The following is a 13,784-nucleotide window of genomic DNA, read 5'->3' as shown; positions in this document are numbered from 1 at the left end:
GTCAAGGAAAATCGGCTGAACCGATCACCCCACGCTCGTCACTCGCCACTCATCACTCGCCACTTCGCGTAGCGATTTACTTCTCGACCACTTCCACCATGTGGGCGACCTTGGCGATCATGCCGCGCACCGAAGGAGTGTCCTCCAGCGTGGACTCACGGCCCATGCGGTTCAGGCCCAGGCCCGCCAGGGTGGCGCGCTGGTCGTTCTTGCGACGGATCGGGCTTCCGACCTGACGCACGGTGACGGTCTTCTTGTCCTTGGCGGCCATCTCTATCAGCCCTCCACGGCTTCAGGCGACGAGGCGCCGTCGTTGCGGCGACCCAGCAGATCCGAAACCTTCTTGCCGCGCTTGGACGCGACCTGACGGGGGGACGACTGGACCTTCAGCGCCTCGAAGGTCGCACGGATCATGTTGTAGGGGTTGGACGAGCCGGTGGACTTGCCCACCACGTCCTGCACGCCCAGGGTCTCGAGAACGGCGCGCATCGGGCCGCCCGCGATGATGCCGGTGCCGGGAGGCGCCGCGCGGACCATGATCTTGCCGGCGCCCCAGCGGCCGTTGCCGTCGTGGTGCAGGGTGCGGTTCTCGCGAAGCGGAACGCGGATCATCGTCTTCTTGGCTTCTTCCGTCGCCTTGCGGATGGCTTCCGGCACTTCACGCGCCTTGCCATGACCAAAGCCGACCCGGCCCTTGCCGTCGCCCACCACCATCAGGGCGGCGAACGAGAAACGACGGCCGCCTTTGACGGTCGCGGCCACACGGTTGATGTGGACCAGCTTTTCAACGATGTCGCTGTCCGGGCCGTCGGCCTGGGGAGCGTTGCGGTTGTCACGACGATTGCGATCGTTGCCGCCGCCGCCGCGTTGGGGTTGGTGCGCCATGCTGCGGTTCCTTAGAAGTTCAGGCCGGCTTCACGCGCGGCTTCCGCCAGCGCCTTCACCCGACCGTGATAGATGTAGCCGCCGCGGTCGAAGACCACGTCCTTGACGCCCTTTTCGATGGCGCGTTCGGCGATCAACTTGCCGATGCGCGTTGCGGCGTCGACATCCGAGCCCTTGTTCTTCTTGCCCTTCTCGCCTTCCAGCGAGGAGGCCGAAGCCACCGTGACGCCCTTGGCGTCGTCGATGATCTGGGCCGAGATGTTCTTGTCCGAACGGTGGACAGACAGGCGCAGACGACCGTTGGCCACCGCCTTGAGGCGACGACGGGTGCGCTCGCTGCGGCGCTTTGCGGTTTGGATAGAAGAGAGAGCCATGACTTACTTCTTCTTGCCTTCCTTACGCCGGACCTTTTCGCCGGCGTAACGGATGCCCTTGCCCTTGTAGGGCTCGGGCGGACGGAGCTTGCGGATCACCGCCGCGATCTGGCCCACCGACTGCTTGTCGGAACCCGAGATCTTGATCTCGGTCTGCTTGGGCACGGCGAAGGTGATGCCGGCGGGCGGGGCGATATCCACGTCGTGGCTCAGGCCCAGTTGCAGGGACAGCGACTGACCCTTCATGGCGGCGCGGTAGCCCACGCCCACCAGTTCCAGGGTCTCCTCGAAGCCGTCGGTCACGCCAGTCACCATATTGGCGACCAGGGTGCGCGACAGGCCCCACATGGAGCGGGCCCGCTGGGTGTCCGAACGCGGGGTCAGGGAGAGCTCGTCGCCCTCGTGCTTGACCTCGATGTCCTCGACCACGGTCCAGGTCGCCTCGCCCTTGGGCCCCTTCACCGAAACGGTCTGGCCGTTCAGGGTCAGGGTCACGCCCTTGGGCACGGAGATGGTTTTCTTGCCAATGCGGGACATATCAATACACCTTGCAGAGGACTTCGCCGCCCACATTGGCCTCGCGGGCCGCCGTGTCGGACATGACGCCCTTGGAGGTGGACAGGATCGAGATGCCCAGGCCGTTCTTGACCGGCTTCAGGTCGCCGATGGCCGAATAGACGCGGCGGCCAGGCTTGGACACGCGGCTGATTTCCGCAATGACCGGCTGGTCATCGAAGTACTTCAGCTCGATCTCGAACTGCGGAAACTCGCCGGGGTTCTGAACCAGCGAATAGCCGCGGATGTAGCCCTCGTCCTGCAGAACGTCCAGGACGCGCTGGCGCAGGCGGGAAGCCGGGGTGAGCACCTTGGAACGCTTGCGCATGGCGGCGTTCCGGATGCGGGCGATCATGTCGCTCAGGGGATCGTTGATCATCATGTCTGTTCGCTCCCCTTACCAGCTGGACTTGGTCATGCCGGGGATCTGTCCCAGCGATGCGAGTTCGCGCAATGCGATACGGCTCATCTTGAGCTTGCGGTAGTAGGCGCGCGGACGGCCCGTGACCTCGCAGCGGTTGCGGATACGAACGGCGGCCGAGTTGCGCGGCAGCTTGGCGAGCTTGAGGCGGGCCTCGAAACGCTCTTCCAGCGGCTTGCTCTCGTCGTTGGCGATCGCCTTGAGCGCGGCGCGCTTCTCGGCGTATTGCGCGACGAGCTTCTTGACGCGTTCGTTGCGGTTGACGGCGGATTTCTTAGCCATATCGGTTCTTTTCCCTTCCCGCTCAGTTCGTCACGAACGGGAACTTGAACTCGGTGAGAAGAGCCTTGGCTTCCTCATCGGTCTTGGCCGTGGTGCAGACGACAATGTCCATGCCCCACATCTGGTCGATCTGGTCGTAGTTGATCTCCGGGAACACGATGTGCTCCCGCAGGCCGGTGGCGTAGTTGCCGCGACCATCGAAGGAGGTGCCCTTCAGGCCCCGGAAATCCTTCACCCGCGGCAGGGCCACGGTGATGAAACGGTCCAGGAACTCGTACATGCGGTCGCCGCGCAGGGTGACCTTGCCGCCGATGACCATGCCTTCGCGCAGCTTGAAGCCGGCGATGGAGTTGCGGGCCTTGGTCGGCACCGCCTTCTGGCCGGCGATCATGGTCAGGTCCTTGAGGGCCGTGGTGGCCTTCTTCGAATCCGCCACCGCTTCGCCGATGCCCATGTTCAGGACGATCTTGTCCAGGCGGGGCGTCTGCATCGGGTTGGTGTAGCCGAATTTCTCGGTCATCAGGGCCCGGATGCGGTCCTGATAATCGGCCTTCAGCCGGGGGGTGTACTTTTCGGTGGCCATCAGATGACGTCTCCGGTCGTCTTGGCGAAGCGGACCTTCTGGTCCTTCTCCACCTTGAAGCCCACGCGCGTCGCCTTGCCGTTGGCGTCGGCGATCGCGACGTTCGACAGGTGAAGCGAGGCTTCCTTGTGCTTGATGCCGCCGTTCGGGTCAGCCTGGGTCGGGCGCGTGTGGCGCTGGACCATATTGACGCCCTGGACGACGACGCGGTTCTCGGACGGCAGCACCTTGACCACCTGGCCCGTGCGGCCCTTGTCCTTGCCGGTCAGGACGATCACGTTGTCGCCCTTCTTGATCTTGGCGGCCATGTTACAGGACCTCCGGAGCCAGCGAGATGATCTTCATGTGGTTCTTGGCGCGCAGTTCGCGAGGAACCGGGCCGAAGATCCGCGTGCCGACCGGCTCGTTTTGTTTGTTGACGATGACAGCGGCGGACTTGTCGAAGCGGATCACCGATCCGTCCTTGCGCTGGATGTCCTTGGCGGTGCGCACGACGATGGCGCGCACGACGTCGCCCTTCTTCACGCGGCCGCGCGGGATGGCTTCCTTGACGGAAGCGACGATCGTGTCGCCCACCGAGGCGTAGCGGCGCTTGGAGCCGCCCAACACCTTGATGCACATGACCCGGCGAGCGCCCGAATTGTCGGCCACCTCCAGGTTAGTTTGCATCTGGATCATGGGATCCGATCCTTCTTCTTAACTGGCCGAGGCCTGGGCGTCGGAGACGACTTCCCAGCGCTTCAGTTTGGACTTCGGGGCGCACTCGGCGATGCGGACGATTTCGCCTTCCTTGGCGACGTTCGCTTCGTCGTGAGCGTGGTACTTCTTGGACAGGCGCACCGTCTTCTTCAGAAGCGGGTGCAGAATGGTGCGGTTGACGCGGACCACCACGGTCTTGTCGCCCTTGTCGGACACGACCACGCCTTCGAGAATACGCTTGGGCATCTTCGTTTCCTTACGAGGCCGCCTGCTTCTCGCGCAGAAGCGACGAGACGCGGGCGATGTCCTTGCGGACTTCATTGACGCGGTGCGTCTTCTCAAGCTGGCCGGTGGCCGCCTGGAAGCGCAGGTTGAACTGTTCCTTCTTGAGCTTGATCAGCTCGTCGGACAGCTGGTCCGGGGTCTGGCCCCGCAGGTCGGCGATCTTGGTCATGCCGCGTGCTCCGTATGCGCGACGCCGGCGTCAAGGCGGGTGACCACCTTGGTGCGGATCGGCAGCTTGGCGGCGCCGAGGCGCAGCGCCTCGCGGGCCACGTCGTCCGGCACGCCGTCGATTTCAAACATCACGCGGCCGGGAGCCACGCGGGCGGCCCAGTGATCCACCGCGCCCTTGCCCTTGCCCATGCGGACTTCGGCAGGCTTGCCGGAGACCGGCACGTCCGGGAAGATGCGGATCCACACACGGCCCTGGCGCTTCATCTGGCGGGTGATCGCGCGGCGGGCCGCCTCGATCTGACGCGCAGTGATGCGCTCGGGTTCCATGGCCTTCAGGCCGTAGGAGCCGAAGTTCAGCGAAAAGCCGCCCTTCGAGGAGCCGTGGATGCGGCCCTTGAACGCCTTGCGGTACTTGGTCTTTTTGGGTTGCAGCATGACTTAGCTCTCACGTCCCCGGTCACGGCGCGGACCGCGATCACCGCGGGGGCCACGCTCGCGGCCTTCATTCGACGACGGGCCGGAAGCTTCCTGCGCCCAGCGCTTGTCCTGCGCCATCGGGTCGTGCTCCAGCACCTCGCCCTTGAAGACCCACACCTTCACACCGATGATGCCGTAGGTCGTCTTGGCCTGGATGAAGCCGTAGTCGATGTCGGCGCGCAGGGTGTGCAGCGGCACACGGCCTTCGCGATACCATTCCATCCGCGCGATTTCCGCGCCGCCCAGACGGCCCGACACGTTGATCCGGACGCCCTTGGCGCCCAGACGCATGGCGGACTGCAGCGCGCGCTTCATGGCGCGGCGGAACGCGATCCGGCGCTCCAGCTGCTGGGCGATGTTCTCGGCGATCAGCTGGGCGTCGGTCTCGGGCTTGCGGACCTCGACGATGTTCAGGTGAACCTCGCCTTCGGTCATCGCCGCGATGTCCTTGCGCAGCTTCTCGATGTCGGCGCCCTTCTTGCCGATCACGACACCCGGACGGGCGGCGTAGATCGTCACGCGGCACTTCTTGTGCGGACGCTCGATGATGATGCGCGAAACCCCGGCGCCCGACAGGCGCTCCTTCAGGTACTCACGCAGCTTCAGGTCCTGGTGCAGCAGGCGCGCATAGTCCTTGTCGCCGGCGAACCAGCGGCTGTCCCAGGTGCGGTTGATGCCCAGTCGGAAGCCGACCGGATTGATTTTCTGTCCCATCAGGCGGCCTCGCCGGCTTCACGGACCACGATGGTGATCTCGCTGAACGGTTTCAGGATGCGCGACGAGCGACCGCGAGCACGGCTCGCGAAACGCTTCATCACCATGTTCTTGCCCACGAAAGCCTCGGCGACGATCAGGTTGTCGATGTCGAGGTTGTGGTTGTTCTCGGCGTTGGACACGGCCGAGTACAGCGCCTTGCGCACGTCGGTCGAGATGCGCTTGCGGCTGAATTCCAGCTCGTTCAGCGCCTTCTGGACCGGCAGGCCGCGGATCGACTGCGCGACAAGATTCAGCTTCTGAGGGCTGATGCGCACATTGACCAGCTTGGCGCGGGCTTCGGCGGCGCCGACGCGGCGCGGATTGGAGGACTTGCCCATGGCTTACTTCCTCTTCGCCTTCTTGTCCGCCGCGTGACCCGGGAAGCTCCGGGTCGGGGCGAACTCGCCGAACTTCATGCCGACCATGTCCTCGGACACGTGCACGGGGATGTGCTTCTGCCCGTTGTGGACGCCGAAGGTCAGGCCGACGAACTGCGGCAGGATGGTGGAGCGGCGCGACCAGGTCTTGATCACGTCCTTGCGGCCCGAGGTCTGTACGGCCTCGGCCTTCGTGAGCAGATACCCGTCGACGAACGGGCCCTTCCAGGATGAACGAGCCATCGGTTAGCGAGCCTTCTTCACGTGGCGGGTCCGGATGATGAACTTATCCGTCGCCTTGTTCTTGCGGGTGCGGGCGCCCTTGGTGTCCTTGCCCCACGGGGTGACCGGGTTGCGGCCGCCCGAGGTGCGTCCCTCACCACCACCGTGCGGGTGGTCGATGGGGTTCATGGCCACGCCGCGGACGTGCGGACGGAAGCCCATGTGACGCTTGCGGCCCGCCTTGCCCAGGTTCTGGTTCATGTGGTCCTGGTTCGACACGGCGCCGATGGTGGCCATGCAGGTATCCAGAACCATGCGCAGTTCGCCCGAGCCGAGACGGATCTGGGCGTAGCCCTGATCGCGGCCGACCAGCTGGGCGTAGGCGCCGGCCGAACGGGCCAGCTGGGCGCCCTTGCCCGGCTTCATCTCCACGTTGTGGATGATGGTGCCGACGGGGATCGAGCGCAGCGGGGCGGCGTTGCCCGGCTTCACATCGACCTTTTCACCGGCGACGACCTGGTCGCCGGCCTTCAGGCGCTGCGGCGCGATGATGTAAGCCTTTTCCCCGTCCTCATACACGATGAGGGCGATGAACGCGGTCCGGTTGGGATCGTATTCCAGGCGCTCGACGGTCGCCGTGGCGAACTTGCGACGCTTGAAGTCGATCTTGCGGTACAGGCGCTTGGCGCCGCCGCCGCGGAAGCGGACGGCGATGCGACCACCCTGCCCGCGGCCGCCTGACTTCGTCAGGCCCTCGGTCAGGGACTTTTCCGGGCGGCCCTTGTGCAGCTCGGAGCGGTCGACCAGCACCAGGGCGCGACGGCCCGGCGATGTCGGATTGAATGTCTTCAGAGCCATCGGTTCAGAGCCCCGTGGTGACGTCGATTGACTGGCCGTCGGCCAGCGTCACGATCGCTTTCTTGATATCGTTCCGACGGCCCTTGATGCCGCGGAACCGCTTGGTCTTGCCCTTCTGGACGAGGGTGTTGACCTTGACGACGTTGACCTTGAACAGGCTCTCGACCGCAGCGGCGATCTCGTCCTTGGTGGCGGTCCCCGCGACCTTGAACACGACCTTGTTCTGCTCGGAGAGCAGGGTCGACTTCTCGGTGATCAGCGGCGCCAGGATCGTGTCGTAATGACGGGCGGTGGGTTGAGCGGCAGCCATTATGCGGCCTCCTTCTCGGAGAAGCGGGCCTCGATCGCCTCGACGGCGGCCTTGGTCAGGACCAGCTTGTTCGCGCGCAGGATGTCATAGACGTTCAGGCCGGCGTTCGGCAGCACGTCGATGTGCGGAATGTTGCGGGCGGCCAGACCGAAGCCGGCGTCCACTTCCGGACCCGCGATGATCAGGGCCTTGTCCCATCCCAGGTTGCCGAAGGTGGCGCGCAGGGCGGAGGTCTTGGCTTCCTTGACCGTCAGGTCCGACACCACCACCAGCTCGCCGGCCTTGACCTTGGAGCTGAGGGCGTGGCGCAGGGCCAGGGCCCGGACCTTCTTGGGCAGCGAGAAGCCGTGATCGCGAACGATCGGGCCGAAGGCGCGCGAACCACCAACGAACTGGGGCGCACGACGCGAACCGTGGCGTGCGCCGCCGGTTCCCTTCTGCTTGTACATCTTCTTGCCGGTACGGCTGTTCTCGTTGCGGGTCTGGACCTTGTGGGTGCCGGCGCGGCGCTTGGCCAGCTGCCAGTTCACCACACGGGCCAGAAGGTCGCCGCGAATGTCCTCGATGCCGAACACAGCGTCGTTCAGCTCGATGTCGCCGGCTTTCTTGCCGTCGAGATTGGTTACAGCGATTTTCATTGCTCTTCACCGCCTTCGGAGGCTTCAGCCGCCACGGCTTCGTCGGCCGGCTTGTCAGCGGGCTGCGAAGCGGCTTCTGCGCCGGACTTCTTGAACGCGCCGGGGAACGGCAGGTCGGCGTGAGCCTTCTTGGTCGCGTCGCGCACCTTCACATAGGCGCCGTCGTGGCCGGGCACGGCGCCCTTGACCAGGATCAGGCCGCGCTCGGTGTCGATGCGGACGATGGTCAGGTTCTGCTGGGTGACAGTTTCCTGCCCCAGGTGACCGGCCATCTTCTTGCCCTTGAAGACCTTACCCGGATCCTGACGCTGACCGGTCGAACCGTGCGAACGGTGCGACACGGACACGCCGTGGGAGGCGCGCAGGCCGCCGAAGTTCCAGCGCTTCATGGCGCCGGCGAAGCCCTTGCCGATGGTCAGACCCTGGATGTCCACCTTCTGACCGGCCACAAAGTGGTCGGCCGTGAATTCGGCGCCCACGTCGATCAGCGCGTCTTCCGACACGCGGAACTCGGTCACATACCGCTTCGGCTCGACTTCAGCCTTGGCGAAGACAGCTCGTTGAGCCTGGTTGGTTCTCTTCGCCTTCCTGGAGCCGGCGCCCAGTTGAAGCGCGACGTAACCGTCACGCTCCTGGGTACGCTGGCCAACGACCTGGCAGCCATCAAGCTGCAGGACGGTGACCGGAATGTGCGCGCCGTCTTCAGCGAAGACGCGCGTCATTCCCAGCTTCTTGGCGATCACGCCCGTACGCATGTCGGATCCCGCCTCTTCTCTCTTAAATCTTGATTTCGACGTCCACGCCGGCGGACAGGTCGAGCTTCATGAGCGCGTCCACGGTCTGCGGGGTGGGGTCGACGATGTCGAGCACGCGCTTGTGCGTGCGGATTTCAAACTGCTCGCGCGACTTCTTGTCGACGTGCGGCGAGCGGTTGACGGTGAATTTCTCGATCAGAGTCGGCAGCGGAATCGGGCCGCGAACAGTCGCGCCGGTACGCTTGGCCGTGTTGACGATTTCGCGCGTGGAATGGTCCAGGACGCGATGATCGAAGGCCTTCAGCCTGATGCGGATGCTTTGATCCATATCGGTTGTTTTTCCTACAGCGGTCGGTGGACCGCGTCCCTGTGAACCATTTCAAAGACCGGAGCCTTTGGGTCTTTCGACCCTCAGGGTACGCACGTCCGCAAAAACGATCGGCCCACGCAGGAACCTGCGAAGGCCGGTGAAATCCTGGGCACTGTAAAGAACAGGGTCTCAGGTCGTTCCTGCGGGCCGCGTCTGCACCCGGGGGTGCACAGCCGGTCCAACAAGAGTGGGGGCTTATGACGGTTGATTCCGCTTTCGTCAAGCGGAGTGGGGCCGGAAAAGCCGGAAAGACGAAAGGGCCCCGCGGACCGGCCGCGAGGCCCTCGCACACCTATGGAGCCTCCAGGCTACTGGTTGCCGATGCGGACATTGCCGGAGCCGCCGATGCGGCGGTTGACGCTGCCGGTCGCTTCGGCGATCCAGACATCGCCCGAGCCGCCGACCGAGACATTCACATCACCGGCTCGGCCATCGAAGCGGACATCACCCGAGCCACCGATGGAGACATCGACCCGACGGGCCTCTCCGCCATTGATCGTGACCGCGCCGGAGCCCATGATCGATACACCCAAGTCTGCAGCGTGCAGCGAATTGATGCGCACGTCGCCCGATCCCATGATCGATATGTCGGCAGAGCGTGCGGCGGTGACAGTCACATTCCCCGAGCCCATCACGGAAATGTCCGCATCACCCGTAGCACCGGCCGTTACGTCACCCGAACCCATCACCGCCAGGTCCAGCGAGCTTGAGTTGCCGGCTCGGATCGAGCCCGAACCCATGTTGCTGATGTCCAGCTCGCCGTCGGTGTTGGCCACGGTCCAGTCGCCGCAGCCGCGATTGCTCAGTTCGATGCTGCTCGCGCCCCGGCCGATGGAGCCGAACACCGCCCCGCCCGAGCCGCTGCGCAGTCCGAGTATGCGCAGGCGGCCGCCCGACTGGCCGGCGCTGACGTCCACCTCGCGGGGGGTGCGGACCACCACCAGGGGCGCGTCGCTGACATTGAGGGTTCCGTGGCCGCGCACCTCGACCCGGGCGCCCTCGCCCGGCTGGCGGGCGTTTGCGGGGCCGGAGGTGCAGTTGCGCACCGCATTGCCCGACAGGCCGCCGTCGATGATCACGTCCGCCCCGCGCCGGGTCACGGTCAGGCGGTCCAGCCCGGACGAGCCGTGCTCGATCTCCACGGCGATGTCGGTGCGGTCCTCGGGGATCACCACCACCCGGGCGACGGCGTCGCGGATTTCAACCTCGCCCGCATGGGCGACGCCCGCAAGGGCGAGGACGGCGGTGGCGGCGGCGACCAGATAAGCGGGTTTCATGACGTGTTCTCCCTGTCCGTGTTGGACAGGAAGTCGCCACAAAGGGCGCCGGGAGTCATTTTAAATCGAGGTCATGAACCCTGTGTCATGAAACCCTCTCCCACCGGGAGAGGGCCGGCATCCACGCAGCGGGATGCGAACCAGACCGCTTCTTGCGTGGAGGGTGAGGGTCGGAGTGCAGGGCTCAGCCACCCGGCCCTCATCCCCGCGCCAGAACGAAGCCGCTCAAGCGCCTTCGTGCGCGGGCCCCCTTCTCCCGCCGGAGAAGGGCTGGATCAGTTCGAGACCTTCTCGACCTGGTTGTACTCCAGGTCCACGGGCGTGGGACGACCGAAGATGGACACGGCCACACGCAGGCGCGTGCGCTCCTCGTCCACGCTTTCCACCACCCCGTCGAAGCTGGCGAAAGGACCGTCGATGACCTTGACCGTCTCGCCGATGTCGAAGGTGATCGTGGGCTTGGGACGCTCCACGCCCTCCTCCACCGCGCCGATGATCCGCTCGACTTCCTTGTCGGAGACCGGCAGCGGACGGGTGCCGCCCTGCGAACCGAGGAAGCCCGTCACCTTGGGGGTGTTCTTGACCAGGTGATACGCCTCGTCCGTCAGCTCCATCTTCACCAGCACATAGCCGGGGAAGAATTTGCGCTCGGAGTTCACCTTGCGGCCGCGACGGATCTCGACAACGTCCTCGGTCGGAACCAGGATTTCCGAGAAATTCTGCTCCAGATCCTGCTGCCGGGCCTGGTCGCGCAGATGCTGCGCCACCTTCTTCTCGAAGTTGGAGTGGGCGTGGACGATGTACCACTTGTGCCGGGGGTTGCTCGGCTTGGTTTCGGGCGTCGCATCGGTCACGTGCGCGTCTCCTTGTTTGTTTTTATCGGCCGAAGGAAATGATCTGCTGGAACACCATGCCCAGGCCGAAATCCACGACCCAGAAGAACAGGGCCGCGATCATCACGAGGATCAGGACCATCACCGAGGTGATCCATGTCTCCTTGCGGCTGGGCCAAGTGATCTTGCGGCCCTCGGCGCGCACTTGCGACAGGAACTGGGCCGGCGAAGTCTTCTTCTTGGGCGCAGAGGTGTCCACGGTCACGGTCTGTCCCGCGCCCGCCGCCGCCGTCTGCGTCCTGTTTCCTCCGCGGCGTCCGCCCGGAGATTTCGCCTTGGCCATCTAATTTCGTCTCTAACGCTTCAAAGGTGTCTGGATCGCCAGATGGGGAAGGTCCCATGTCGCGACAACGGGGTGGCAGGAGTTGAGGGACTCGAACCCACGACCCCCGGTTTTGGAGACCGGTGCTCTACCAGCTGAGCTAAACTCCTATGGCCCCGGACAAAGAACAGCGCGCCGGAAGGGCGGACCCCACGGCGCGCAAGGCCTTCGCCAGACCGGGGGCTATGCCCCACGCCGCGCCGCATTTCAAGCGGGGAAGCGCGCATGCCGCGTCAATCGTGGTCCTGGGCCTCCCGCGCCGCCCGTTCCTGATCCTCGGCGATGACCTGGCGGAACAAGAGCTTGTCGATGCGCCGGTCATCCATGTCCAGCACCTCCACCTCGAAGCGCCCGATCTGCAGGACCTCTCCCTCGTGGGGAACCCGCGACAGCTTGTGCAGCACCAGACCGGCCACGGTGTGGAAACCGTCCGTCTCGCCGAACTCCTCGCCCAGTTCGTCGGCCAGCTCGTCGATGTCAGTGCGGCCGTCCACCAGCCAGCTGCCGTCCTCGCGCCGGATCATGTCCGCGTTGGGCTCGTCGTGACTCTCGTTGAAATCCCCGGCGATCATCTCCAGCAGGTCGGTGGCGGTGACCACCCCCTCAAAGGCGCCGTACTCGTCCACCACGAAGGCCATGTGGACCTTGGAGCCCTTCAGGATCTCCAGCGCCTTCAGCACGGAGGTGGACTGGGGGATCACCGCAGGCTCGGCCACCAGCTTCTCGATATTGAACTCGCCGTTGTCCAGCAGGCTGTCCAGCAGGTCCTTCTTGTGGACCACCCCCAGAGGGTTATCCACGTCGCTCTCGCGCGCCACAACGATGCGCGAGTAGGGACAGGTGCGGACTTCCTCGCGCAGCTGCGCCTCGGTGTCGTCCAGGGCGACCCAGAACACTTCAGGGCGCGGCGTCATGGCCACGCGGATGGGCCGGTCGCCCAGACGCAGGATCTCCTCGATCATGACCTGTTCCTCGGGCTCGATCAGCCCGGCGGAGGTGCCCTCCGCGAGGATGGTCTCCACCTCCTCCTGGGTGACGTCGGTCCCGTCCCGATCCCGGATGCCCATCACCTTCAGTATGCCTGATGTGGACGCCGTCAGCAGCATGACGAAGGGCTTCAGCACCACGGCCACGGCCGCGATGGGCGCGGCCATCACCGAGGCTACAGGTTCGGGATAGATCAGGGCTATGCGCTTGGGCACCAGTTCGCCGACGATCACCGAGACATAGGTGATGCAGACCACCACCGCGGCCGTGGCGAACACCTCCGACCAGGCCGCGGCGGCCGGAAAGGTCGCCTCGAGGAAATCATTGATCTCCCCGGCGATTGTCGCCTGTCCGTAGGCGCCGGCCAGAATGCCGATCAGGGTGATGCCCACCTGGACCGAGGAGAGGAACTGGGTGGGCTCCTCCGACAGCGTCAGCGCCTTGCGCGCGCCCCGATCGCCCCGGTCGGCGCGCGCCTGCAGCCTGGATTTCCGGGAAGACACGACCGCCAGTTCGGTCATGGCGAAAAGCCCGTTCAGCACGATCAGGAGCAGAACGACAGCAATGGCTATGAGTAACATTTAGGGGGTTCGGAACCCGGAGACGCGGCGCGATCAGCGGCTGCCGCATTGGCACATTAGGCGATAGGCGCGGATTTCGCCACGATTTCCTCGGTCGCGGCCCGGGGGCGCGGCGCTCAGACGCTCATGCCGATGACGAGGCCTATGAACAGGCCGATCCTGATGGCGCGCAGCATGGTTTACAGATCCTTAACGTCCGCTTCGAACGTAAAGCCCTGACCATGGGTTCCGGCAAGCGCGCTCGCCCCGAGGTTGCAGATTAACCGAAGACCGCGCCCGCCCTTCTCGAGATGGGAGAGACCCACAACGCAAAACCCCCGCCGGATCGCTCCGACGGGGGCTTTGTTTGGCTGTTCAGAAGACCGAGCTTACTCGGTGATCTTGGCCACCACGCCGGCGCCGCCTCCGTGTGCGGTTTCCGCGCACGGCGCTCGTCGCGCAGATTACTCCGTAATCTTCGCGACCACGCCGGCGCCGACGGTGCGGCCGCCTTCGCGGATGGCGAAGCGCAGCTTCTCTTCCATGGCGATCGGGGTGATCAGCTCGACGTTCAGCTCGGCGTTGTCGCCGGGCATGATCATCTCGACACCTTCCTTCAGGTGCACGATGCCGGTCACGTCCGTGGTGCGGAAGTAGAACTGCGGACGGTAGTTCGTGAAGAACGGCGTGTGACGGCCGCCCTCTTCCTTGGTCAGGATGTAGGCCT

24 protein-coding genes, 1 tRNA gene and 1 pseudogene are annotated in these 13,784 nt (G+C 65.0%); all 26 read right to left on the bottom strand.

The window, feature by feature from the left end:
- Positions 1–76: 76 nt before the first annotated feature.
- Complete coding sequence (rpmD, locus tag ACK4FB_RS11595; protein WP_409752227.1) at positions 77–271, bottom strand: 50S ribosomal protein L30; 195 nt, start codon at positions 269–271, stop codon at positions 77–79.
- Between the two features lie 5 nt (positions 272–276).
- Positions 277–885: a 30S ribosomal protein S5 gene (gene rpsE / locus ACK4FB_RS11590; RefSeq protein WP_292103331.1), complete on the bottom strand. Its 609-nt coding sequence runs from the start codon at positions 883–885 to the stop codon at positions 277–279.
- An 11-nt stretch (positions 886–896) separates the two neighbouring features.
- On the bottom strand, positions 897–1,259 hold the full coding sequence (gene rplR, locus ACK4FB_RS11585; RefSeq protein ID WP_292103333.1) for a 50S ribosomal protein L18: 363 nt from the start codon (positions 1,257–1,259) through the stop codon (positions 897–899).
- Positions 1,260–1,262: 3 nt separating this feature from the next.
- Positions 1,263–1,796, bottom strand: coding sequence for a 50S ribosomal protein L6 (rplF, locus tag ACK4FB_RS11580; RefSeq protein ID WP_409752224.1), 534 nt, complete (start codon positions 1,794–1,796; stop codon positions 1,263–1,265).
- A gap of 1 nt (position 1,797) precedes the next feature.
- Entirely contained in the window at positions 1,798–2,196 is a 399-nt protein-coding gene (gene rpsH / locus ACK4FB_RS11575; RefSeq protein WP_021698485.1) for a 30S ribosomal protein S8, read from the bottom strand.
- Positions 2,197–2,211: 15 nt separating this feature from the next.
- On the bottom strand, positions 2,212–2,517 hold the full coding sequence (rpsN, locus tag ACK4FB_RS11570; RefSeq protein ID WP_292103337.1) for a 30S ribosomal protein S14: 306 nt from the start codon (positions 2,515–2,517) through the stop codon (positions 2,212–2,214).
- Positions 2,518–2,539: 22 nt separating this feature from the next.
- Positions 2,540–3,100 carry a 50S ribosomal protein L5 gene (rplE, locus tag ACK4FB_RS11565; RefSeq protein ID WP_409752220.1) on the bottom strand — a complete coding sequence of 187 codons (561 nt, stop codon included), beginning with the start codon at positions 3,098–3,100 and terminating at the stop codon, positions 2,540–2,542.
- Positions 3,100–3,408, bottom strand: coding sequence for a 50S ribosomal protein L24 (gene rplX / locus ACK4FB_RS11560; RefSeq protein WP_021698482.1), 309 nt, complete (start codon positions 3,406–3,408; stop codon positions 3,100–3,102). The genes rplE and rplX overlap by 1 nt, the downstream gene beginning before the upstream one ends.
- 1 nt (position 3,409) lies before the next feature.
- Positions 3,410–3,778 carry a 50S ribosomal protein L14 gene (gene rplN, locus ACK4FB_RS11555; RefSeq protein WP_021698481.1) on the bottom strand — a complete coding sequence of 123 codons (369 nt, stop codon included), beginning with the start codon at positions 3,776–3,778 and terminating at the stop codon, positions 3,410–3,412.
- Positions 3,779–3,796: 18 nt separating this feature from the next.
- On the bottom strand, positions 3,797–4,045 hold the full coding sequence (gene rpsQ / locus ACK4FB_RS11550; RefSeq protein WP_409752217.1) for a 30S ribosomal protein S17: 249 nt from the start codon (positions 4,043–4,045) through the stop codon (positions 3,797–3,799).
- A gap of 10 nt (positions 4,046–4,055) precedes the next feature.
- Positions 4,056–4,253, bottom strand: a complete 198-nt coding sequence (rpmC, locus tag ACK4FB_RS11545; protein ID WP_292103339.1) for a 50S ribosomal protein L29 — start codon at positions 4,251–4,253, stop codon at positions 4,056–4,058.
- Positions 4,250–4,690, bottom strand: a complete 441-nt coding sequence (gene rplP, locus ACK4FB_RS11540; RefSeq protein ID WP_409752214.1) for a 50S ribosomal protein L16 — start codon at positions 4,688–4,690, stop codon at positions 4,250–4,252. Before rplP ends, rpmC begins: the two co-directional genes overlap by 4 nt.
- Positions 4,691–4,693: 3 nt before the next feature.
- Positions 4,694–5,446, bottom strand: a complete 753-nt coding sequence (gene rpsC / locus ACK4FB_RS11535) for a 30S ribosomal protein S3 (RefSeq protein ID WP_409752211.1) — start codon at positions 5,444–5,446, stop codon at positions 4,694–4,696.
- The gene (gene rplV / locus ACK4FB_RS11530) at positions 5,446–5,826 is read right to left on the bottom strand and encodes a 50S ribosomal protein L22 (RefSeq protein WP_292103345.1); all 381 of its coding nucleotides are present in this window, start codon (positions 5,824–5,826) and stop codon (positions 5,446–5,448) included. Before rplV ends, rpsC begins: the two co-directional genes overlap by 1 nt.
- 3 nt (positions 5,827–5,829) lie before the next feature.
- Entirely contained in the window at positions 5,830–6,108 is a 279-nt protein-coding gene (rpsS, locus tag ACK4FB_RS11525) for a 30S ribosomal protein S19 (protein ID WP_409752208.1), read from the bottom strand.
- 3 nt (positions 6,109–6,111) lie between these two features.
- Positions 6,112–6,945 carry a 50S ribosomal protein L2 gene (gene rplB / locus ACK4FB_RS11520; RefSeq protein ID WP_409752205.1) on the bottom strand — a complete coding sequence of 278 codons (834 nt, stop codon included), beginning with the start codon at positions 6,943–6,945 and terminating at the stop codon, positions 6,112–6,114.
- A gap of 4 nt (positions 6,946–6,949) precedes the next feature.
- On the bottom strand, positions 6,950–7,255 hold the full coding sequence (locus ACK4FB_RS11515) for a 50S ribosomal protein L23 (RefSeq protein WP_409752202.1): 306 nt from the start codon (positions 7,253–7,255) through the stop codon (positions 6,950–6,952).
- On the bottom strand, positions 7,255–7,893 hold the full coding sequence (gene rplD, locus ACK4FB_RS11510; RefSeq protein WP_409752199.1) for a 50S ribosomal protein L4: 639 nt from the start codon (positions 7,891–7,893) through the stop codon (positions 7,255–7,257). The genes ACK4FB_RS11515 and rplD overlap by 1 nt, the downstream gene beginning before the upstream one ends.
- Positions 7,890–8,648: a 50S ribosomal protein L3 gene (rplC, locus tag ACK4FB_RS11505; protein ID WP_409752196.1), complete on the bottom strand. Its 759-nt coding sequence runs from the start codon at positions 8,646–8,648 to the stop codon at positions 7,890–7,892. The genes rplD and rplC overlap by 4 nt, the downstream gene beginning before the upstream one ends.
- Before the next feature lie 22 nt (positions 8,649–8,670).
- Positions 8,671–8,976, bottom strand: a complete 306-nt coding sequence (rpsJ, locus tag ACK4FB_RS11500) for a 30S ribosomal protein S10 (protein ID WP_021698470.1) — start codon at positions 8,974–8,976, stop codon at positions 8,671–8,673.
- A gap of 350 nt (positions 8,977–9,326) precedes the next feature.
- A complete protein-coding gene (locus tag ACK4FB_RS11495) occupies positions 9,327–10,295 on the bottom strand; it encodes a GIN domain-containing protein (RefSeq protein ID WP_409752193.1) in 969 nt (322 codons plus the stop codon).
- 275 nt (positions 10,296–10,570) lie between these two features.
- Positions 10,571–11,149 carry a transcription termination/antitermination protein NusG gene (nusG, locus tag ACK4FB_RS11490; protein ID WP_409752190.1) on the bottom strand — a complete coding sequence of 193 codons (579 nt, stop codon included), beginning with the start codon at positions 11,147–11,149 and terminating at the stop codon, positions 10,571–10,573.
- Between the two features lie 22 nt (positions 11,150–11,171).
- Positions 11,172–11,393 (bottom strand): preprotein translocase subunit SecE, encoded by a 222-nt coding sequence (gene secE, locus ACK4FB_RS11485; protein ID WP_409752186.1) that lies wholly within the window; start codon positions 11,391–11,393, stop codon positions 11,172–11,174.
- Between the two features lie 151 nt (positions 11,394–11,544).
- Positions 11,545–11,620, bottom strand: a tRNA-Trp gene (locus tag ACK4FB_RS11480).
- Positions 11,621–11,743: 123 nt separating this feature from the next.
- Entirely contained in the window at positions 11,744–13,078 is a 1,335-nt protein-coding gene (locus tag ACK4FB_RS11475; protein ID WP_409752183.1) for a hemolysin family protein, read from the bottom strand.
- 443 nt (positions 13,079–13,521) lie between these two features.
- Positions 13,522–13,784 (bottom strand): annotated as a pseudogene (gene tuf / locus ACK4FB_RS11470) (elongation factor Tu); the annotation flags it as partial.

This window comes from Brevundimonas sp. (assembly GCF_046299535.1).
In the GTDB taxonomy this organism is placed as follows: domain Bacteria; phylum Pseudomonadota; class Alphaproteobacteria; order Caulobacterales; family Caulobacteraceae; genus Brevundimonas.
Note: the sequence above shows the minus strand (reverse complement) of the source record. Positions and strands in the feature narration are given on the sequence as shown.